Source organism: Kitasatospora sp. NPDC034035 (genome assembly GCF_055575755.1).
The window spans coordinates 41,836-61,863 of the sequence record NZ_JBVISA010000034.1; the positions used below are offsets into that span (position 1 = coordinate 41,836).

The 20,028-nt window shown below is 71.2% G+C and carries 20 protein-coding genes and 2 pseudogenes; 8 read left to right on the forward strand and 14 right to left on the reverse strand.

The features are described from left to right. The first annotated feature begins 33 nt into the window (after nt 1-33). On the forward strand, nt 34-357 hold the full coding sequence (locus tag ACZ52J_RS34580) for a transposase (RefSeq protein ID WP_465624444.1): 324 nt from the start codon (nt 34-36) through the stop codon (nt 355-357). Nucleotides 358-578: 221 nt separating this feature from the next. Here the strand turns inward: ACZ52J_RS34580 and ACZ52J_RS34585 are convergent, their stop codons facing one another. Beyond that, nucleotides 579-1,487: a Vgb family protein gene (locus ACZ52J_RS34585; RefSeq protein WP_465624446.1), complete on the reverse strand. Its 909-nt coding sequence runs from the start codon at nt 1,485-1,487 to the stop codon at nt 579-581. Between the two features lie 721 nt (nt 1,488-2,208). Between ACZ52J_RS34585 and ACZ52J_RS34590 the strand changes: the two genes are divergently transcribed. Beyond that, nucleotides 2,209-2,661, forward strand: coding sequence for a hypothetical protein (locus ACZ52J_RS34590; RefSeq protein WP_465624448.1), 453 nt, complete (start codon nt 2,209-2,211; stop codon nt 2,659-2,661). Here ACZ52J_RS34590 and ACZ52J_RS34595 read toward each other — a convergent pair. Next, entirely contained in the window at nt 2,615-2,884 is a 270-nt protein-coding gene (locus ACZ52J_RS34595) for a hypothetical protein (protein WP_465624450.1), read from the reverse strand. The genes ACZ52J_RS34590 and ACZ52J_RS34595 overlap by 47 nt on opposite strands. Nucleotides 2,885-3,239: 355 nt before the next feature. Here ACZ52J_RS34595 and ACZ52J_RS34600 point away from each other — a divergent pair, with 355 nt between their 5' ends. The 3 genes and pseudogenes from ACZ52J_RS34600 to ACZ52J_RS34610 all read left to right on the forward strand — a co-directional run. Further along, the gene (locus ACZ52J_RS34600) at nt 3,240-3,425 is read left to right on the forward strand and encodes a hypothetical protein (RefSeq protein WP_465624452.1); all 186 of its coding nucleotides are present in this window, start codon (nt 3,240-3,242) and stop codon (nt 3,423-3,425) included. Nucleotides 3,426-3,504: 79 nt separating this feature from the next. Next, a complete protein-coding gene (locus ACZ52J_RS34605; RefSeq protein ID WP_465624454.1) occupies nt 3,505-4,458 on the forward strand; it encodes an ATP-dependent DNA ligase in 954 nt (317 codons plus the stop codon). 105 nt (nt 4,459-4,563) lie between these two features. Continuing rightward, a pseudogene (locus ACZ52J_RS34610) lies at nt 4,564-4,953 on the forward strand (ATP-binding protein); the annotation flags it as partial. A 22-nt stretch (nt 4,954-4,975) separates the two neighbouring features. On the opposite strand, the gene ACZ52J_RS34615 reads toward ACZ52J_RS34610, so the two are convergent. The 7 genes from ACZ52J_RS34615 to ACZ52J_RS34645 form a co-directional block, all read right to left on the reverse strand. Continuing rightward, nucleotides 4,976-6,457 (reverse strand): beta strand repeat-containing protein, encoded by a 1,482-nt coding sequence (locus tag ACZ52J_RS34615; RefSeq protein ID WP_465624456.1) that lies wholly within the window; start codon nt 6,455-6,457, stop codon nt 4,976-4,978. Between the two features lie 158 nt (nt 6,458-6,615). Then, entirely contained in the window at nt 6,616-7,419 is an 804-nt protein-coding gene (locus tag ACZ52J_RS34620; protein ID WP_465624458.1) for an IPT/TIG domain-containing protein, read from the reverse strand. A gap of 132 nt (nt 7,420-7,551) precedes the next feature. After that, the gene (locus ACZ52J_RS34625) at nt 7,552-8,247 is read right to left on the reverse strand and encodes a hypothetical protein (RefSeq protein ID WP_465624460.1); all 696 of its coding nucleotides are present in this window, start codon (nt 8,245-8,247) and stop codon (nt 7,552-7,554) included. Between the two features lie 532 nt (nt 8,248-8,779). Further along, complete coding sequence (locus ACZ52J_RS34630) at nt 8,780-9,463, reverse strand: hypothetical protein (protein ID WP_465624462.1); 684 nt, start codon at nt 9,461-9,463, stop codon at nt 8,780-8,782. Further along, a complete protein-coding gene (locus tag ACZ52J_RS34635; protein WP_465624464.1) occupies nt 9,432-10,112 on the reverse strand; it encodes a transposase in 681 nt (226 codons plus the stop codon). The genes ACZ52J_RS34630 and ACZ52J_RS34635 overlap by 32 nt, the downstream gene beginning before the upstream one ends. Beyond that, nucleotides 10,066-10,338 carry a transposase gene (locus ACZ52J_RS34640; RefSeq protein WP_465624466.1) on the reverse strand — a complete coding sequence of 91 codons (273 nt, stop codon included), beginning with the start codon at nt 10,336-10,338 and terminating at the stop codon, nt 10,066-10,068. Before ACZ52J_RS34640 ends, ACZ52J_RS34635 begins: the two co-directional genes overlap by 47 nt. A 432-nt stretch (nt 10,339-10,770) precedes the next feature. After that, nucleotides 10,771-11,571, reverse strand: a complete 801-nt coding sequence (locus tag ACZ52J_RS34645) for a maleylpyruvate isomerase family mycothiol-dependent enzyme (protein WP_465624468.1) — start codon at nt 11,569-11,571, stop codon at nt 10,771-10,773. 408 nt (nt 11,572-11,979) lie between these two features. Here ACZ52J_RS34645 and ACZ52J_RS34650 point away from each other — a divergent pair. Further along, nucleotides 11,980-12,087: pseudogene (locus ACZ52J_RS34650) on the forward strand (IS5 family transposase); the annotation flags it as partial. An 895-nt stretch (nt 12,088-12,982) separates the two neighbouring features. On the opposite strand, the gene ACZ52J_RS34655 reads toward ACZ52J_RS34650, so the two are convergent. Together ACZ52J_RS34655 and ACZ52J_RS34660 are read right to left on the reverse strand one after the other, a co-directional pair. Next, on the reverse strand, nt 12,983-14,110 hold the full coding sequence (locus ACZ52J_RS34655) for an FAD-dependent oxidoreductase (RefSeq protein ID WP_465624470.1): 1,128 nt from the start codon (nt 14,108-14,110) through the stop codon (nt 12,983-12,985). Between the two features lie 97 nt (nt 14,111-14,207). Continuing rightward, nucleotides 14,208-14,498, reverse strand: coding sequence for a transposase (locus ACZ52J_RS34660; protein WP_465624472.1), 291 nt, complete (start codon nt 14,496-14,498; stop codon nt 14,208-14,210). A 532-nt stretch (nt 14,499-15,030) separates the two neighbouring features. Between ACZ52J_RS34660 and ACZ52J_RS34665 the strand changes: the two genes are divergently transcribed. Continuing rightward, entirely contained in the window at nt 15,031-15,516 is a 486-nt protein-coding gene (locus ACZ52J_RS34665) for a hypothetical protein (protein ID WP_465624474.1), read from the forward strand. Nucleotides 15,517-15,574: 58 nt separating this feature from the next. Here the strand turns inward: ACZ52J_RS34665 and ACZ52J_RS34670 are convergent, their stop codons facing one another. From ACZ52J_RS34670 to ACZ52J_RS34680, 3 genes are all read right to left on the reverse strand, one after another. Beyond that, nucleotides 15,575-15,850 carry a hypothetical protein gene (locus ACZ52J_RS34670; RefSeq protein WP_465624476.1) on the reverse strand — a complete coding sequence of 92 codons (276 nt, stop codon included), beginning with the start codon at nt 15,848-15,850 and terminating at the stop codon, nt 15,575-15,577. Between the two features lie 473 nt (nt 15,851-16,323). Next, nucleotides 16,324-17,382 carry a DUF4328 domain-containing protein gene (locus ACZ52J_RS34675; RefSeq protein WP_465624478.1) on the reverse strand — a complete coding sequence of 353 codons (1,059 nt, stop codon included), beginning with the start codon at nt 17,380-17,382 and terminating at the stop codon, nt 16,324-16,326. Nucleotides 17,383-17,708: 326 nt separating this feature from the next. Then, nucleotides 17,709-18,323 (reverse strand): TetR/AcrR family transcriptional regulator, encoded by a 615-nt coding sequence (locus ACZ52J_RS34680; RefSeq protein WP_465624480.1) that lies wholly within the window; start codon nt 18,321-18,323, stop codon nt 17,709-17,711. Between the two features lie 146 nt (nt 18,324-18,469). Here ACZ52J_RS34680 and ACZ52J_RS34685 point away from each other — a divergent pair, with 146 nt between their 5' ends. Next, on the forward strand, nt 18,470-19,921 hold the full coding sequence (locus ACZ52J_RS34685) for an amidase (protein ID WP_465624482.1): 1,452 nt from the start codon (nt 18,470-18,472) through the stop codon (nt 19,919-19,921). Nucleotides 19,922-20,028 lie beyond the last annotated feature (107 nt).

The following is a 20,028-nucleotide window of genomic DNA, read 5'->3' on the forward strand; positions in this document are numbered from 1 at the left end:
CGCGAGTTGTGACCAGAGGGGAAGTTGCGGGCCATGGCGGGGAAGAGGCGCTCGTACGACGCGCAGTTCCGCGCGGGTGCGGTGCGGAACGTGACGGAGACCGGGAAGTCGGCCGCGGATGTCGCGCGGGATCTGGGCGTGCAGCCGAGCACGCTGCGGAACTGGCCCCCCGGCGGGCCCGGGCGAACGCGGAGGCGGCGGGAAGCCTGGGCGAGTCCGAACGGGGCCGGAAACGCAGGCGGTGGGCGTCCTGGGGTGGGGAAGAGCGCAGGGGAGGGTCGGGCCTGGCTGGTAGATCGCTGGCCCGACGGCCAGGCTCCGGGTGTCCTGCATTGCCTTCACGTACATGTGACGTGATCCCAGGATCACGTCACATGTACGCCTGCTCGCTTACGGCCGGCCTGGGACTATTGGGCCGGCCCCGCGGGGTCGAGGTCGAGGGGGAACGGGTTGGCGAGCACGGTGGTCTCGCCGGCCTGGACAAGCCGATCGAGGTAGATGCCGCGCTCGAGGTGCCCGAGGTAGAGATGTGGGGCGGGGCCGAGTTCGAGGCGCCATCGTTCACACCGTCGGTCTCGTCAGGGGGTTACCGTTGCGATCTGGCTCGGGGTGTTCTCGGTGATCCAGAGGTTGCCGTCGGAGCCGGTGGCGATCTCCAGCGGGCTCGCGTCCGAGGTCGGGACCGACAGTTCGGTGATCGTTCCCGAGGTCGTGATCTGGCCGATGTCGTTGCCGGTGTTCTCGGTGAACCACAGGTTGCCGTCCGGTCCGGTGGTGATGCCCCACGGGAACGGGAAGAAGGCGGTATCCGTCAGGTCGTAGCCGGTGAACACGCCCGCCGTGGTGACCTGTCCGATCTGTGTTGCTCCGGCGTCCGTGAACCAGAGGTTGCCGTCCGGCCCCGCGGTGATGCCGATGGGCAGTGAGGCCAGTGAGGGGACCGCGTACTCGGTAATCGTGCCGCCGGTGGTGATCTGGCCGATGCTTCCGGACAGCACTTCGGTGAACCACAGGGCGCCGTCCGACCCGGCCGTGATGCTCAGCGGGAAGACGCCGGAGGTGGGGAGCGCGTATTCGGTGACCGTGCCCCCGGTGGTGATCCGGCCGATGTTGTCGGCACCGGGCTCCGCGAACCACAGGGCGCCGTCCGAGCCGACGGTGATGCCCCACGGGTAGGCGCCGGAGGTCGGGACCGCGTACTCGGTGAAGGTGCCCCCGGTGGTGATCCGGCCGATCTTGTCGACGTTCGACTCGGTGAACCACAGAGCGCCGTCCGGCCCGGTGACGATCCCGGCCGGGCCCGCGTCGGTGGTGGGCACCGAATACTCGGTGAACGTGCCGCCCGTGGTGACGCGCCCGATCGCGTCGGCGGAGTTCTCGGTGAACCACAGGGCGCTGTCCGGCCCTGCGGTGATGCCGACCGGGGCCGAATTGGCGGTGGGTGTCGCCAGTTCGCTGATGGTGGAGGTCAGGCGGGTCTGTGACATCCTCGGTTGGGGGTGCCTCCCCCGGAGGCAGCCGATGAGCCCCGCCGGCCCCCGGTACCGGACGCAGGACTTCACCCACGGGCGCAGGGACCCGGGACGCGGGCGCGAGGAGTCACCGAAGGCGACAGTGCCGGGCGCTGCGACAGCGGCCGTCAGGGCCAGGACGACGAGCGCACGATAAAGCCGCCTGAGACGGCTTGGACGGTCGGACATGAGACCCCTTTCCGAAGGACACAGCGGGAGCCGGAGCGCCGAACCCGTGGCACCGGCCTTCTCCCCGCCCCGGACCGTGATCGACAAGCACAGCGTGACGGCCGAACGGCCAGGTCGACGGGAGGCGCCCGACCTCAGGATGCAAGATCGTTCCTGCACGCACGAGAGCGTGGAACGCGGCTCGCGAAGCGCACCAGGTTGCGACGCGCCAGCTCACGCCGTGTACCCACGCGGCCCGCGCAAAGACAGGGACATAGGCCGGTGGCATGCTTCCGTACGCCCCACCCGGCCTCGCTGTCACCGGTCACTCCCCGGTGCAGGTCACAGCGACCGGGCCGGGCGCAGTAGCGCGGCGTTGGCCGCGCGGGCTGCCTCCAGCTGGGCCTGGGCCTTGGCCTCTCGCTCCTCGTCGTACCGCTGCTGGTGCAGCAGCAGCAGAAGGAGGAGCGCGGCGGGACGGCGGCTGCGGCACCGACGAGCAGGACGTCGACCAGGCGCATCACCACCGATGCGTAAGACCCTGGCCGCGGGCCTCCTGACCGTCGCGAGCGCCGCCGCGATGACCGTCGCGCCCGCGGCGCACGCCGGATACCCGTTCCCGTACCAGTGCCAGTACACCAACTCCAACGACGACTGGACCTTCAACGGGGGCTTCGGGACCGCCCCCGGCGAGACCATCTGCGTCAACAACTACGAGCTCGCCATGCAGAACGACGGCAACCTCGTCATCTACAACAACACCGCCACCCCGATCTGGTCCTCGGGCACCTGGAACCACTCCGGCGCGACCGCCAAGTTCCAGCCCGACGGCAACCTCGTCGTCTACGCGTACGGTGGCAGCCCGGCGCTGTGGGCCTCGGGCACCTATGGCAACTCGGGCGCGACCCTCGTATTCCAACAGGACGGCAACCTCGTCATCTACGGCCCCAGCCACCAGCCGCTGTGGGCCACCGGCACCTGAGACGGCCTCGGGACTCCGCGCCGACATTCAGCGTCGGCGCGGAGCGCTGAACTCGCCATTGCGGACGGTCCTCCTCCAGGCACTTGAGCGCGGCGGCGGACTCCTCCTCCTGCTGCTCCTGGTGCTTCTCGTGGCAGGGGTAGCAGCGGCCGCCGGGGCGGCGGGTCCACTGTCCGTGGATCCCGTACTCGTGGGTGCTCTCCTCCTTCGGGAGGGTCTGCATCAGCTCGCGGCTCCTGGTGGAGTCGATCCGGTGTCCGGCGGTCGCGCGGGCGGAGGCGGTGCACCTGCTCTGGCACCGGCGCCTGGGGGTCGACCTGGCCGCGCCGCTGGGCGACGCGTATCGGGCGTTCGAGGTCGGTGGGCTCGTCGGCTGCCGCCGGGCCCGGGCGGCGAGCGGGCTCGCGTCTGCCTTCAGAACTGGGGCAGCGGCTGCGGCTCGCTAATTGGCACGTCCGGCGGCCTGCCGGACGCTCCTTTAGCAATGGCTGGTCAAGTCCGCGTTCGCGATCGCTGCAGCCCCCGCGGGCGTGACTCCAGAGTGTGATCATAGGGGAATTCTTGAGAGCCGCCAGCAGGTGAGACTGCGGCACCTCACCGTCCTCACCCTCGACCTGCCCACCGTGCAGACCGGGGCCATCACCCTCTTCCTCGGCCAGGACCGCGACCTCGTTTTCCAGAACGCCTTCGAGCAGATCACCACCGCCTGGCACAACGCCGACCCCACCCACAGGCTCCCGCGCAGCGGCCGTCGTCCGCACTGACGGATGGGCATGACTGGTATCGGCTGGCCGGGCGTATCCGGTTCCGCTCCGGGTGGTGTCCGGCGGCACCATGGTGGGTGTGAGTGCCCGAGGGTCCGCGCGGGTGCGGCTGCCCCACATCGAGCCGATGCTGGCGACGGCCGGCCCGCTGCCGTCCGGTTCCGGGTGGGTCGGGGAGCTGAAGTGGGACGGGGCGCGGGCCGTCGCGTACGTGCCCGAGGCGGCGCCGGTGCGGCTGCTGGGCCGCTCCGGGGCGGACTTCACCGGACGGTTCCCCGAGGTCGCCGACGCGCTGACGGAGGTCCGGGGCCCCTTGGTCCTGGACGGCGAGCTGGTCGTGATGCGCACCGGCGTCCCGTCGTTCGCCGCGCTGCAGGGCCGAATCCACCACACCCGCCCGGCCGCGGTGCAAGCCGGCGCGGCAGCCGCGCCCGCCCTGTACGTCGCGTTCGACTTGCTGCACACCGGCGAGCGGTCGCTGCTCGGCGAGCCGTACGCGCGCCGGCGCGAGCTGCTGGAGAGCCTGGAGCTGGAGCGGCCGCACCTGCGGGTGCCACCGGTCTGGAACTCGGTCGCCGAAGCCTACGGGTGGACCCGCGAACACCGCCTGGAGGGCGTCGTCGCCAAGCGGCTCGACTCCCTCTACCGACCCGGCACCCGCTCCCGGGACTGGACCAAGATCAAGCACCTGCGCACCGCCGACGTCGTGATCGGCGGCTGGCTACCCGGCGGGCCGACCGGGGACTCGGTGCGCGCCGTCCTGGTCGGCGTCCCCACCACACCCCACGACCGCCTGCTGTTCGTCGGCTCGGTCAGCAGCGGCATGGTCGGCCCCGAGAGACGCGCGCTGGCGGCCGCGCTGCGCCGCCTCGCCGTCCCGGTGTCGCCTTTCACTGCCGGCGGCGGTTTGGGGCTGGCGCGCGGCACCGAGGTCCGGTTCGTCCGGCCCGAGCTCCACGCCGAGGTCGAGTTCCTGGAGCTGACCGACAGCGGCCGGCTCCGGCAACCGGTGTGGCGCGGGCTCCGCGACTGAACTACGGCAGCCGGCCTGGCCCGTTCGGCGGGTCGAAGGTGATGCGATCGGGCCGGCGAGGCCGCCGAGCGCACCCAGCGGGGTCACTGTGCACTACCCGGCTGCGCGGGTACCGCCGCACCGGCCGCCTGCCGAGTCCTGCGGCTCCCGGCCGTGCTCGCGCACTACCAGGAGATCATCCGACGAGCTGAACGCGATCAGCTCACCTACCGCGGCATGCTGGCCGAGCTGCTGATGACCGAGTGCGATAAGCGGGACCGCCGCCGATCCGAGAGGCGCCTGCAGATGGCCGGCTTCCCCCAGCCGAAGTGGTTGTCCGACTTTGACTACTCTGCCAACCCGAACATCAACCAGGCACAGATCGACAACCTCGCCAGCTGCGAATGGATCCGCAAAGGCGAGCCTCTCTGCCTGATCGGGGACTCCGGGGCCGGAAAGTCGCACCTGCTGATCGCCCTTGGCTCCGCCGCCGCCATGGCCGGCTTCCGAGTCAAGTGACGCTGGTGTTCGGAGTGGGCTACGGCTGGTATTGGAAGGTGGCGCCGTTGCTGGTGCCGCCCGGGGAGTGGACGGTGACGGTGGCCAGGCCGGCGGCATGGGCCGGTGAGGTGGCCACGACCATGGTGTCGGAGACGGCGGCGAAGGACGCCGGGGCGGTGCCGAAGAGCGCGGCGTCGGTGTAGGTGAGGTTGCTTCCCCTGATCAGGACGTCGTCCCCGCCGGATACCGAACCCTGGGCGGGGCTGAGGGAGGTGATGACCGGTGGTGCGACGTAGATGTAGTAGGCGTTGCCCAGCCCGATGGTGCTGGTGCCGCCTGGTGTGGTGGCCGTGACCAGGACGGTCCCCGTGCCGGCGGGCGCGGTGACCGTGATCTGACTGTCGGAGACCACGTTGGTGTTGGTGGCCGCGGCGGAGCCGAAGTGCACGGCGCTGGTGAGAGCCAGGCCGGAGCCGAAGAGGGTGACGGTGTTCCCGCCACCACTCGGACCCATGGTCGGAATCAGGCCGGTGACGTCCGGGGACGCGACGTAGAAGTAGGGCAGAAGGTTGCTGGTGCCCGCCGAGGTGGTGACCGTGACGTTGACCGACTGCGCGGCTCCCGCGGGTGCCGTGACCGTGATCTGGATGCCGGTGTTGGCGGTGATCGTGGCGGCGTGGGTGCCGAACAGCACCGAGGTCGCGCCCGACAGGTTGGTGCCGGAGATGGTGACGGTGTTCCCGCCGCTGGTCGGTCCCTGGTTCGGGGTCAGGCCGGTGATCACGGGTGCGTTGACGTAGGTGTACGCCACGCTGTTGCTGGTGCCCGCCGAGGTGGTGACGGTGACCGGGACGGAACCGGTGCCCGCGGGAGCCGTCGCCGTGATCTGGGCATCGTTGACCACCGTGAACAGTGCCGAGGCGCTGCCGAAGTGCACCGACGTCGCGCCGGTGAACCCGGCGCCGTTGATCGTCACCGTGTTGCCGGCGCCCGTTGGCCCGGAGGCCGGGCTCACCGCGGTGATCGCGGGTGTGGCGGTGTAGGTGAAGGCCGCACTGTTGCTGGTGCCCGCCGGTGTGGTGACCGTGACCTGGAGGGTGCCGGAACCCGCGGGAACCGTGGCCTGGATCTGCGCATCGCTCAGCACCGCGAACGTCGCCGAGGCGGTTCCGAAGTGCACGGACGACGCACCGGTGAACCCCGAGCCGCTGATGATCACCGAGGTGCCGGCCGCACCCGAGGCCGGGCTCAGACCGGTGATCACCGGCCCGGCACCGTAGGTGTAGGTGACGCCGTTGCTCGTGCCGAGCGGCATGGTGACGGTGACCGCGGCCGAACCGGTGCCCGCAGGAGCGGTGGTGATGATCTGGCTGTCGCTGACCAGTGTGAAGGATGGCACCGGCGCGGTTCCGAACTTCACCGAGGTCGCGCCGGTGAAGCCGCTGCCGCTGATCGTGACGGCCGTACCCCCTGCGGCTGGCCCGTGGTTGGGGTTGATACCGCTGATGACCGGAGCCATCGGGTGCTCCTTTGCATCGCTGATGAGGGTGCCCTGGCCGCCGTAGGCGGGCCAGGGCACAGTGGGTCCGCGGTCGCGGCCCGTCGGATCCGCGCCGATGGAGGCGGTGACGGGAGGGCCGCGCGCCCGCTCCGGTGTCCAGGCTCGGGGCTCGGGGCTCAGACGGTGACGGCGAACTGGTCAGCGGCGACGGCCGGGCTGGTGCCTCCGGGCGTGGTGACCTGAATGTCGTAGGTGGTACCCACCGCCAGGCTGGCGGGGACGTCGAGGGTGAGCGTGCCCACAGCGGAGACGCTGACGTTGTCGGCCGGCACGGCCGCGCCACCGCCGACCGGGGTGAACGTCACGGAGCTGACGTCGACGAAGCAGGTGCCGGCGACGATGACCCCGGCGGTGCCCGCCGGCCCCGTGCCGGGCGTCACGCCGGTGACCGCCGGCAGCTTGTAGTAGGTGAACTGACCGGCCGCCCCGATCGGGGAGCTGGTGCCGCCGGTGGCGGTGACGGTCGCATCCGCCGAGTCGGTGCAGTCGGTGAAGGCGCCGTGACCCGGAGGGGTGACGGTCAGGTGGCTGTCCGACAGAACGGTGGGGACAGCGGTGCCGACCGTGCCGAAGGCCACCAAGGTCGCGGTCGCGAAACCGGTGCCGAAGACGTCGATGGCGCCGGGTACGGCAGGGCCGATGCTGGGGGTCAGCGACGTGACCGTCGGGGCGGCGACGTAGAAGAAGGCGCTGCTGTTGCTGTTGACCCCGGAGACGGTCGCGATGACGTTGGCCTGACCGGAGCACCCCGACGGGATGATGAGGGTGACGGAGGTGCTGCTGGCGGCGGTGGGCGTGACCGTCCTGGTGCCGAAGTTCACCTTGGTGGTGCTCAAGCTCCCCAGACCGGTGCCGGTGATGGTCATCGTCTGACCCGAGTGGCCCGAGGTGGGCGAGATGGAGCTGATGGAGGGTGCCATGGCGGATCTCCTTCGCTGATGCTGATCGGTTGGGTGCCACAGCGCCTGGGGCGTGAGCACGGCGATGTGGCGCTTTCGCCGTCAACCTGCGGCTCTGTGGTCGAGTTGGGCGCCGTGGGCCGCCCGCCGGCCTCAGCAGGGCGCGGTCAGGGGCGGGGTGGCGGCGCAGTTGTCCGGGGTGTTGCCGGAGACGTTGGTGACGAGCAGCGTGGCGGAGCCGGCGTTCTTGTAGATACCGCCGCCGTCGACCGTGGCGGTGTTGCCGGTGACGCTGCTGGCAGTCATCGTCAGCGCGGTGTCGGTGTAGATGCCGCCGCCGAACGAGGCGCGGCTGTTGCTGACACCTCCGCCGGTCACGGCGACCGACCCGCCGAGGTTGGCGATGCCGCCGCCCACCCCGAAACCGGCGTCACCGTTATTGATGGCGACCGCGGTCAAGCTGAGCTGACCGTTGTCGGCGGGCAGATGCGAGGGCCCGTCCACCTCGATGATGCGAAACGCGGGCGCTCCCGACGCACGGGAGATCTCGGTGGCCAGCCCGGTCATGGTGATCGGCGTGGTGATGTTCGGCAGCCCCGCCGGTCCACCGGCGCCCCCCGAACTGTGGGCGCTGGTAAGGGTGTAGGTGCAAAACGGTGCCAGGCTCAGGTCCCCGCCTCCGGCGGCGTTGGCCGCATTGAGGGCGCTCACCAACGCGGCTTCGCTGCACGGCACGATCACCGCCAGCGCCGGACGCGCGGTCTGCGCGTGTGCCGCCGGGGCGGTGAACACGAGCGCACCGACAGCGCCGGTCCCGAACAGCGCTCGAAGCATGGTGATGGCTCGCAAGAACGCCTCCTCGGACGTATGAGCCACCCTCGTCAGCCAGTGCACCGAACGAGCACCCCGGCCAACAGCCTCCTCCGATGGGCGCCCTCGCGGACGTGCGGCAGGCACCCACACCACCAACCTGCATGGGCGGCCTTCCCCAACGGAGGGATGGGCGGCCCACCTGATCGGACGCTACGAGTAAGTCATCTGAGCTTCCGTGCAGACAAGAGGGTTGACCGGTAGTTCACCCATTCAGCGGAGCACATCGCGTGTGTCGTTACGGGCGGTGCGGAGAAGGGATGAGCTAACCGCTGCGTCAGAACATGATGTGGCTGCCGTGGCGCGGGGACCGACTCCGCCGAAGCGGTCGCGGCATCGCAGGGCATCGGGGCACTCGGCCGCCTCCAGCGGCATGGCCGCAGGAGCGTGGAGCGGCTTACCGGGACCGCGAAGGTCTCGGCCAGGTGTGACCCGGGCCGCCCCGCCAGGGCCAGGGCGAGCTCCTGCAGTGCGCTCTGCAGGCCCTGGCTCCGCCGACCGTGACGGAGGGTCAGCCCCGCTGCCGGCTCGACAAAGGTCGATCGCGGGCACATCCGTTCACGGCACCGGAACCGTCGGACCCGTACCTGCGACGGCTGGACGACAGTGCGGCGTGTGGGCGTCGGGCCCCGGTGCCGGCGGTGTGGTCGCGCACGCGCTGCCATTCGGCCAGGGCGGCGGCCGCGGTGGCGGCGCTGGATTCGTGGCCGACGTCAGCATGCCGGTCGGCGCACCGCTCCCCGAACCGGGCCTGGTGCAGGGCCTGCTCGCTGGTGTCCAGGGTCTTCCCGGCCGCCCGGCGGCGAACCCGGATGCGGACGTCGCCGAGCAGCGGGTGCTCCTGGGCATCGGGCTCGATGTCGTCGGCCTGGTCGTCGTCGGCGGGGTGCTGGGCCAGGGCGGCGTGCAGCGTCGACCCGGCCTCGGCGTGCACGACGGGTTGGCCGTCGGGGCCGGCCTCGATCACGATCCGGCCCTCCACCAGGGCCACCCAGCCGTCCAGGGCGTCAACGTCCCTCTCCGTCCAGCCGCGGGCCAGACCGGCGCCCTGGTGCGGGGTGCGGATGCCGTCGTCACCGGTCCAGCGCAGCCACATCGAGCCGCGCGCCAGCGGCGAGTCCAGGACCGGGCGGCCCAGACCCCGGCCAGCGGGGGCGGGCCGGCTACGGAGGCGGCCCGCCCCAGCCGCGCGCACGTCGGCGGGGTCGGGGGGTGGTGTCGGTCATCGCGCGGTGCCTCCGGGAGTCGGGAACGGGGTGGGCCGTCCCGGGCGGGGTGGGCCGGGACGGCGAGGCGTACGGGCGGGTCAGCCGGCGACGGTCTCGGCGTGCCGGTGGAGCGCGTCCAGGAGCGCGGTCTGCTGCTCGGTCAGCTTCCCGCCCGTACGGGCCTCTCATGTGGTGTGGGGGGACGAGTTCTGGGCCGAGCTGTCCGGTGAGGACCGGGTCATCGCCCGCAGCCGGCTGAGGAAGCGGCGGCGTAGCGGGCGGGGTCATCGAACGTGATGGCGTCGGCCGCCTGGTGGTGGTCGATGCGTCGCTGCGTTTGACGATGGCGAGGCCCAGGGCGAGGGCCGCGAGGCAGTACTCGACGAGGCTGCCGGTGTATCCGCCGTCGGCCCGGACCAGGGCCAGCAGGTTGTGCGCGGCAATGACCTGGGTGAGCAGGACCTGGGCCGCGGCGCGGTCGCCCACATCCGCTGCGGTGACCATCACCGCGAGCAGCAGGCCAAGGGTGTCGACCACGACGTGCCGCTTGCGCCCGTTGATCAGCTTGCCACCGTCGAAGCCGCGGCTGTCAGAGCCGACGACCGCGTCCGCTCTGACCGACTGCGAGTCGATCACGCCCGCGCCCGGCTCCGAGTCCCGCCCGGCCCGCTCGCGGACCAGGCGGGTCCCACGGTGGGAAGTCGGCAGGTATGGCCCGCCACTTCGTGCCGTTGTCGACCAGGTAGCGGATCGCGTCCAGCATCGCGCGGTGGCAATAAGCCTCCGGTTGCCCGCCCCGGCCCCGCAGCCAGCCCGGCACCGGCAGCAGTGGCCGGACCACCGCCCACTCGGCGTCCGACATGTCGGTGGGATACCGACGCTCGCGCGCCCCGTGGTCTCTGGCGTTCCCGAACCTGTGAGCCAGACAGTCACACGCGCGAGTGGCCGAAGTGGACCCCACTCCCGCGTTGCCGTAGAAATGCGACAACAGGGCCTCCTGGACCGCACGTTGGCTTCGACGCCCTTCGAGCTACCAAGAGGCCCTGTTCTCATGCACGGCAGCCGCCGCAGTCACCCGATCGACTGACTTCTCGACGAGATCGGGACGACGGCAGTCGCGTCGCTTCTCGTGATCGCTGGGACGGACGAATTCGCACTGCCATCCAGGTAGACGGTCGGCTTGGTGACGCCCCGAGGCCGCCTCGCGGGTTTGAGCCCGGGGCCGCGACTGACGAACCTGGCGAAGAGTCGTGTCTTACCGGCTCGAGGCGCGGCCAACCGCCCCCGCTGTGTCCTACTTCTCCTCCGGCTCCCAGGCGCGGAGCAGGTCGAGCAGCCCTGCGTCTCCGTCAACGTGCAACGAGTCGGCCTGGATCCGGTCGTACAGGTAGAGGACCAACTCACTGGCCGTGCCGTGGACGGAGGCGCCGGCTGCGTCCGTGTCCTCGCCGGTCGCGGCGGTGGGCGCGGGGATGCGGGTGACGCGTGCGCCGTCGCCGTCGACGGTGAGGCGCCAGGAGCGGCCCTCGGCGGCGTGGAAGTCGAAGGCCGTGGGCTTGTGCGGCCAGGCACTCGGCGTTGCGCAGACGGTGAACAGGAACTCCTCCACACCGTCGAGTGCCAGCTCGACCGGCAGCGGCTGCGGGGCGCCCCCGGCGAGCTGGGCGTCGTAGGTGTGCACCGCAGTCTCCTGGACCCGGTGCCGGGCGGTGCCGCCGGAGGTTTGCGGTGACTGGGACGCGGGCCACCACGTCCAGCAACCGCTCTCCGGTCCTGCCTCGCGCAGGGCGCCCAGCAGAAGCTGCGTCGACGCGTCCAGCCAGGCCAGCAGGGCCTCACGCTCCTGCGGCACTTCCAGCGCGGCGCGCGCGGCGACGGCCTCGGCCGGGGGCGCGTCGGCGGGCCCCGCGCCGACGATGGCGGCCCAGAAGCGGTCTCCCCCGCCCAGGTGCTTCACCAGATCGAACAGCGTCCACCCAGGGCAGGTCGGCACCTGTGCGTCGAGACCGGGCGCGGCGGCGACCACGGCACGGAAGGCGGTCGACCGTTCATCGATCAGTCGCAACAGGTCGGGGAACTCAAGATTCTTTTCCACGCCGGATGTCTATCACCATGCTCCGGTGATCGGACAGCGATTTTCACAGTCGCCGCCGGTTGGCCATTGCGGACGTCCTCGCCTCCCACCGCTCGGGTGACAAGCTGCGCACTGCTGCGAGGACGCTGGTGGTGGCAGTACGCCAGGCGTCGCGCCTGTGGGTGCTCTGGCCTCGCCGTGCGGCCGGGTGCCTCGGCGACGTGACGTCCACCCGGTGCGTGCGGTCATGCTGCCGCTCGATGTGATGGACGCGGAGGTCACGACGGCGGAGGAGGACCGGTCGGGTCGGGAGTTCAGGTGACTCCCGTTCGACCAGCACTCCTCAAGTAAAATGTCTCGTATGCCACACAGCTGATTCACTCCTGTGAGTGATGGGATGATTCAACTCCCAGGCGTACCAGTTGAGTTATGACGAGCAAGCCGCAGCGCAGAGCCTATCCAAGTGACCTGTCCGACGCCCGCTGGGCCCTGGTGGAGCCGATCCTGACCGCTTGGCGTGTCGAGCGGCAGAAGACCTCACTGGGACTCGCCGGCAGGGCCGCCCACGACGAACTCCTCCCTTCCCGCCGCCGAACCGCACGGACCACGGCACGCGAGACACCGCCCGACCCGGCGGACCAGACCCCGGCCGTCGGCACACCGACACCGCACGCCCGCACGGAGGAGACGTTCACCGCCGCCCAGGCCGAACTCCTCGCCGCCGTGCGCGCTCTCGTCACGCGCGGCACGGCCGGCTTCTCCCCCGCCGCCGACCACGTCCTCCAGCGCCTGATCACCGCCATCGACCACCGCAACACCGTGGTACTCCCCCATGCCCGCCGGGACACCGCCCACCTCACCCACCGCCGCATCCGCCTCCCCCACACCCCCGCCGACCCAGCGCCTACGCGAAGCCCTCACGGCTTACCACGCCGCCTGGAACACCACCAGCGACAACGGCGGGTCCGTCTGAACCTCCATCACAACCAACACTGGGAGCGCCCCTCCCACCACGGATCGTCCGAGGCGGAGACCAGGGCGGCCACCTGCTCGCGCTTGGTCGGGGCAGGCAACACCAACCGGCGCGGCAGCGGCAGGCTGGCAGACCACGGCCGGGGGCGGGGACGGGGACGGCGCCAGGCAGCAGGGGGCGGCCGGCTGGCCGGCAGCCGGGCCGGCAGGAGCAGCAGGGCACTTGGCGGGCCGGCGGCGCAGCAGGACCGGCGAGCACCACAGGGAGCACCACCGGGAGCACCGGTACCAGCAGCCGGCCGGAACCAGAACCCGGCCGGGACGGCGGGACCGCGGGACGGAGCCACCACCACCGGCCGACGGCGCCGTTCAGCGGCACAGGGTTCGCAGGGCGGCGGCGGCGACGCCCCGGCCGGCGCGCTGGACCAGGCACCGGCCGTACTGCCCTCGGACACCCGCCCTAGGCGGTCTGCGGGGTGTAGGTGAAGAAGTCGATGACGTCCTGGAGCGCGGGGTTGTCGGTGGTCTCACCCTCGGTGGTGGGGCCGTGGGTGGCCGAGCGGAGGAACATGGCGCGTTCGTGGGCGGCGATCGCCGCGTCCGGGTCGTCGGGGTGCGCGGCGAGGGCTTCGGCGAGTTCGGCCCCGTCGAGCATGGCGAGGTTGGCGCCCTCGCCGTCGGGCGGGGAGAGGTGGGCGGCGTCGCCGACCAGGGTGGCGCCGGACACGGGCTCCCAGCGGTGGGGGATCGGCAGGGTGTAGAGGGGGCGGAAGAGCGGCGGAGTGTCACTCGCGGTGATCAGCGCGGTGAGGTCCGGGGCCCAGCCGTCGAACTCGCGCAGGATGCCGGCAGTGGCCGTGGCGGGGTCGGCGAAGTCGATGGCGTCGAACCATTCGCGCGGCTTGCGCAGCGCGACGTAGGTGTGCAGGGTGGAGCCCTTCTCGCGGTGCGCACCGAGCTGCCTCTCGCCGGGGTCGATGGCGAACATCCCTCCGCCGCCGACCAGTTCGGCGGCCGCGGGGTGGCGGCTGTCCGCGTCGTACAGGTAGGTCTCGACGAAGGACATGCCGCTGTACCGGGGCACGGCGGAGGAGAGCAGCGGCCGGACCCGGGACCAGGCGCCGTCCGCGCCGACGAGCACCGCGGCGGTGACGGGCGGGTGGTCGGTGAAGCTCACCTCGTGGCGGCCCGCGCCCAGGGGGCGGACGCCGCTGACCTTGTGACCCCAGCGGACGGTGCCCTGCGGCAGCGAGTCGAGGAGCATCCGGCGCAGGTCGCCGCGCTGGACCTCGGGGCGTCCGCCGGTGCCGTCGTCGTCCTGTTCGTAGCGCACGTTCGCGTTCCGGTCCAGGATGCGCATGGCCTGGCGGCCGTGGAGGACGAGGGTGCGGAACTCGTCGTCGAGGCCGGCGGCGCGCAGGGCGATCCGGCCGTTGTAGTCGTGGATGTCGAGGAGGCCGCCCTGCGGGCGCGCGGTCGGCGAGGCGTCGGCCTCGTAGACGGTGGAGGTGATGCCGTGGACGTGCAGGACCCGGGCGAGGGTGAGGCCGCCGAGTCCGGCGCCGATGATCGTGACGTCAGTGGTCATGATGGCTCCTTGGCTGGTCGCGGCCTGCCGGGAGGATGCCCGGCAGGCTCTGCGACCAAGGTTCCGGGGCCGTGCTGACACCTCACCGGCAGCGTGCTCACAGCCCCGGCAACCGGCTGACACCCTGCCGCCACCCCGCTGACACCCCCTGACAGCGCCCGGGTGGCCCGTCGATCGCCCAGTTCCGCAACCGGGTGTAGACGCCCTTCCACGAGCCGTACTCGGCAGGCAGGTACACCCACTGCGAGCCTGTCTGGAACGTCCACGCGATCGCGTCGATCACCTCCCGGTGATCGCGCCACCGCCCGCCCCGCTTCGGCGTCCGGTCCGGCAAAGAAGCCGAGCGGCAGGCCTCCCACTCGGTGTGGGCCGACGAGTACGGGGCCACGCTGTCCGGCGAGGGCCGCGTCTTCGCCCGCAGCCGACTCCACCACCTCGACGACCCGGTGGAGAAGCAGCGGGCCACCTGACAGCGGGCGACGACGGCGTCCCGGCCCCACGGCGGCGACGGGACGAGATCCGACCGGTCAGCCCTCTTCTGGCGGCTCCCGATCACGGAACGTGCACCAGTCCCGTCCGGGCGGATCGTCCCGGAGGTGCACCGTGGTCTCGCCGCACCGCGAACAGGGCCAGCCCGGCTCCAGCTCGTCGGCGCACGCGTCGAGGACGGCCACCTGGTTCCGCAGGCGCACCTCATCTTCCCGGGACCCCCCTGAGGCCCGCGGGTTCATGGAAACTGAAGGGTTCTCAGCCGGAACCCGGGGATGGACCGCCGTGTTTTCGTGCGATCGGCCTTCGGGTTCAGTTGAACACGCGGGTGAGCACCGAGCGGACCGCCCCTGGGCAACCTTCTTGGGAACGGTGCTGGCATCGTAAGAGTCATGAGACCAGCAGGAACGACACCAGAACCGGAAACCCCGATGCAGAGCGGCCTCACGACGCTGGGTGAGGTGGCGTGCCGTTATCAGGCAGATGAGATCCGCCCGGAGGAGCTGCCGATGATCGCTGCTGAGGCACTCGCGGCCGGGCTGGACGCCCCGACGCTGTGTGAGCTTGCTGGTTGGCCGCGCAACGCGGATACCCACGATATCCGCAACGCGTTCGAGCAAGCACTCTCCGAGTCCGGGATCGAGTTGCCCGATCCGGGCCTGGCGCGGCGCCACGCCCTGCGCCGACTGGCGGCGGGACTTGTCGCTGGAGACATCGCTCCTGCCGACCTGGCGACGGACGACTGGTGGGAGACGGAGGTCGAAACCGAAGAGGAGCGATCATTCGTGCGGCTGATCCCGCAATGCGTGTGCTGCCTTGAGTACACCTCGAGGCTTGACCAGCAGACGTGGGCAGCCGAGCTGCGGATCGCCGCGCTCGCCCTGACATCGTCTGCGCCGATCGGCCCCGGTTGCTGACCCTGCCGTGACGGCATGCTCACCCTCGCCGATGATGTAAATCCCGGCGGACCGGACTTCACCGAAGTGACTGTTCAGTGGCCTGGCCCAACAGCGCCTGTGCGGAGTCCGCGTAGCGGATGGCGGTCTTCTCCGCCAGGCCGAACGCCTCGGCGAGGTGGAGCGGATCAGGGCCGTGGACGAGGGCTTCTTCGAGCTGGCGGTCGACGCGGAGCCGTTCAAGGGTGGCGGTCTGGCCGCGAAGCGAGGCGGAGACGGAGACGCCGCTGACGGGCCCGGTCCGGCGGGATGGCGGGCAGCACGGTGCCGCCGTCCGCACTGTCAGCTCGGTCACGGCCGCTCGGGCGGGTGCTCGCCCTCGCGCAGCTCCCAGACCCCGGTGGGCCGGTCGACCACGATGGTCAGGTGATCCTGGATCCGCTCACCACGCTCGTCGTCCCACTGGGCGCCGTGGCAAAGCCGAGCGGCGCCGCTCGCTCCTCGGGCACGTGAAGACGGCTATGCCAGCGAACCCGCTCGCGCCGAAGGGACCACACCGCCGGCACCCGAAGATGCTCCCGGACGGCGCGAGGGAGAAGCTGCTGGCGACGGTGAACTCCGGCCCGGGACCGACACCGGAACCAGAAGGTCCTGGCAGCTGCAGTCATGGGACCACAGCGGCAGCCCAATCTCCGCTGTTCCCAACTGCGTACGCGCACGCGAAGAAGGATCCCTGTCCACCACTCCAGAGAACCGGCATCGCACGCGATACGGGCGATATCTCCGGAGCTAGTGACATCACGGTTGAGAACCGACCAAAAGCGACAACTATGCTTTGATCTTGGCGCTCTGAGTGGCAGTGATCCTCCCGACCAGCAGGATCGCCAGGATTACAGCGACAACGTCGACGAGCACGACAAGAGGCGTGTTGGGATTGCCTTGCAGGTCGACCACCATGTAGGCCGTGACCCCGACCGACTTGGCGATCCATGCCACCCACCACGCATCGATCACCCAGGCACCACCGGTCGAACCGCCGGCCCGCCAGAGGTCCACCACGACCCGGCGCGGAGCCCACCACATGACCACCGGGATGAACCACACCCCAACTGCCCCGCCCACCGTGTACTTGTGAGTGCCCGGAGCGAAGGCCTCGGCGTTGAGTCGGCAGCGTCGGAGCCAGCAGAGAAACACCACGATGGTGCCGAGGAACACGGGCATCGAGAGCAGCGCAGCCGCCTGCGCGAGAAACCTCGAACCGGTCCAGCTGTTCAGTCCGAGGATGACCTGCACGACGGCTTGCATGGCAAGCAGCACCTGCGTGGCCACAGCCAGAGGTCGAGGATCGGCGAGCGCTCCTCGGGAGGCGGCAGCGCGCAGACTCAGATTCGTTGCGCTACCGGCAGGTGCTGACGTCACGGACAGGCCCCCATCGAACATGCCTGCGGTGGTGGTCACCGCAGAGATCGCCTGGAGGATAGGGGGAGCGCGAACGGATGTCCACAGCGCGTTCACCTGCCGCACCGCCGCCCGAAGCGCGGGCAGGGCCCGCGGACGCACGGCCTCCTGCGGCGCCAGGTCGTACAGGTCGTACAGGTCGGGCGTGGTGCGGATCGGCCCCATCAGCGGGACCAGCGGGTCATCGGCCATGCCGTCACGGTACGAGGGCGGCTGCAGGTCGCCCGGCTCAACTCCCAAGGCCCTGGCGACCGCTGCCGCGAACTCCGGCGTCGCCGGCTTGTGCCCCGACACCACCTTCGTGAGCAGGCTGTACGAGATGTGAGCGCGGTCGGCGAGCTGTCGATGGCTCAAACCCCTCACATCCTCGTAAGCCGCGATCCGCTCGCCGATGCTGATCCCATCCGGAGGTGCCAGGTTGGCCCCCATCCCGTGCACGCCTCGAACCCGTGTGCACGGGACCGTACCCCCGAACTCGCCCGCCCCGCAGATCGTTTCGGCAACCAGCGTTGACACCGAATCGAATCCGGCGGAGACCCGCGTTCCCCTGCCCGGATCCCGCGATGTGCTCCGTACGCCGCGGAGTTGGCTACCGAAGGTAACGCAGCCGTGGTCAAGGGCGTCGCGTGGCCTTTGGGTGCAGTCCAGGAGCCGGCGGCCGTGGTCGAGGCCGCGTTCGGTGGGCGGGTTCCGGCCGGTCGACGGGCCTGGCGTCAGTTCCGGCATCGCCGGTGGCTGGGGCCCCGGCGGTCGCCTCAGCGGGCGGTTGGGGCGGACACCGCGGCCCGGTCCACGATCCCCTCGACGATCCGCATCAGGCGCTCGCCGGTCCGGTGGATGCTGCCGTTCTGCGTGCTGACCTGTGCGCCTTCGAGGACGAAGGTGATCTCGGCCGCGGTCTGCTCGGGGTCGGGCAGCCCGGCCTGGACGCACATGCCGACCAGTCGGCGGGTCTGACGCTCCTTGTGCTGTTCGATCACCTGCCGTGCGGGGTGGGCGCGGTCGGGCAGCTCGGCGAGGGAGTTGATGAAGGGGCAGCCCCGGTGCGAGATCGCGGGCAGCCCGTCGGCGATGAAGCGGGCCACGCCGAGGATCTGTTCCCCGGGTCGGCCGGGGTGCTCGGCCTCGACCCGGTCGAACGCCGTCTGGTAGTCGGCGGCGACGATCCGCAGCCACTCGGCGACCAGTTCGTCCTTGGTCTCGAAGTGGCGGTAGATCGCCATCTTGGTGGTCTCGGCCTTCTCGGCGATCGCCTGGACGCCCACGCGCTGGATCCCCTCGCTCCGGAAGAGCTCCTCCGCGGCGTCGAGGATGCGCTCGCGGGGCGGCAGTTTGGCCACCCGGGTCGGTCGTCTGGCGGGCGATGTCATGGCTGGTCCGGGCCTCCGGTCACTTGCGGGTCGTCCGTTTCCTGCACGTCTCGCTCTTCCTGCTACGGTACCAGTCCGTTCCACGCGATACCGATCGGTATCGTTGAAGACTGATCGGTATCGATCTCGACTCCAGGAGTGACCCAGTGGACGTCAACGAATACGTGGGGTTCGACGCGGTCGGGCTCGCCGAACTGATCGCCCGGGGCCAGGTGACCCCCGCCGAAGTGGAGGCGGCCGCGCGGGAGGCCGCACGGGCCGTCGACCCGCACCTCAACGCCGTCGTGGAGACCTGGCCCGCCGATGACTCGCCCCGCCCCGGCAGTGCGCCGCTGGCCGGCGTCCCCTTCCTGATCAAGGACCTCGGGGTCACCATGGCCGGCCGACGGACGGAACTCGGCAGCCGCCTCGCGGCCGGGAACGTCGCCGCCGCCGACTCCACCCTGATGTCACGCTTCCGCCGCGCCGGCCTCGTGACGTTCGGACGCACCGCGACCCCGGAGATGGCCTACAGCACCACGACGGAACCCGTGCTGTACGGTCCCACCCGCAACCCGTGGGACCTCACGCGCAGCGCCGGCGGCTCCAGCGGCGGCGCGGGCGCGGCCGTCGCCTCCGGGATCGTGCCGCTCGCGCACGCCACCGACGCGGCGGGCTCGATCCGCATCCCCGCCGCCTACAACGGCCTGTTCGGTCTGAAGCCGACCCGTGGCCGCATACCCGTCGGCCCCGATGTCGACGAGATCTTCAACGGCCTGGCCGTGCACGGCAGCGTCAGCCGCACCGTGCGCGACAGCGCGGTCCTTCTCGACCTGATCGGCGGCCCGGCGGCGGGTGACCCCTACGTCGCCCCGCAGCCGCCCCGGCCGTACGCGCAGGAGGTCTCCCGGGATCCGGGCTCCTTGCGGATCGGCGTCCTCACCCAGGCCTGGGGCGGACACCGCACCACGGCGCCCGTGGCCGAGGCGCTGTCGCGCACCGTGTACCTGCTGGAGTCCCTCGGCCACCGAGTGGAGCAGGCCGAAGTCGAACTCGGCGTCAACTGGGAGGAGTTCGTCCTGGCCAACGCCCGCCAGTGGACGGCGAACCTCACGGTGTCGGTCGACGAACTGGCCGCCGCCTCCGGCCGGCCAGTGGACTTCTCGACCCTCGAACCGCCGATCCTCGCCAGCTACTACTACGGGCGGCGGGTCACCGGCGCCGAACTCGTGGCCGCCCTGGCCGTCCGCAACCGGGTCTCCCGGAGCCTGGCACGCTCGCTGGACGCGTACGACGTCCTGCTCACCCCGACCGTGCCGGACCTCCCGGTGCCCCTGGGCACCCACGGCCGAGGGGCGGAGACACTGGACGGCCCCGGCTGGCTCCGCCGGCTCTTCGACCTCTCGCCCTTCACCGCAGCGTTCAACGTGGCCGGCACGCCCGCCATGTCGGTGCCGGTGACGGCCGACCCCGGCACGGGGCTCCCGGTCGGCATGCAGTTCGCCGCCGGCTACGGGCGCGAGGGCCGCCTCTTCCGTCTCGCCGGACAACTCGAAGAGGCCGCCCCGTGGTCGGACCGCACTCCCCCGGTGTGGGCGGGGAACCACCCAGGCCGCTGAGGGCCCGCCCCCGGGCGCCCTGCCCCCGCCCGGCTCGGCGCCCATCGGTATCGGCCTCCAAGATGCACTCGGTGGTGGCGAACCTATGGCTGGCCGCCGAGGAGATC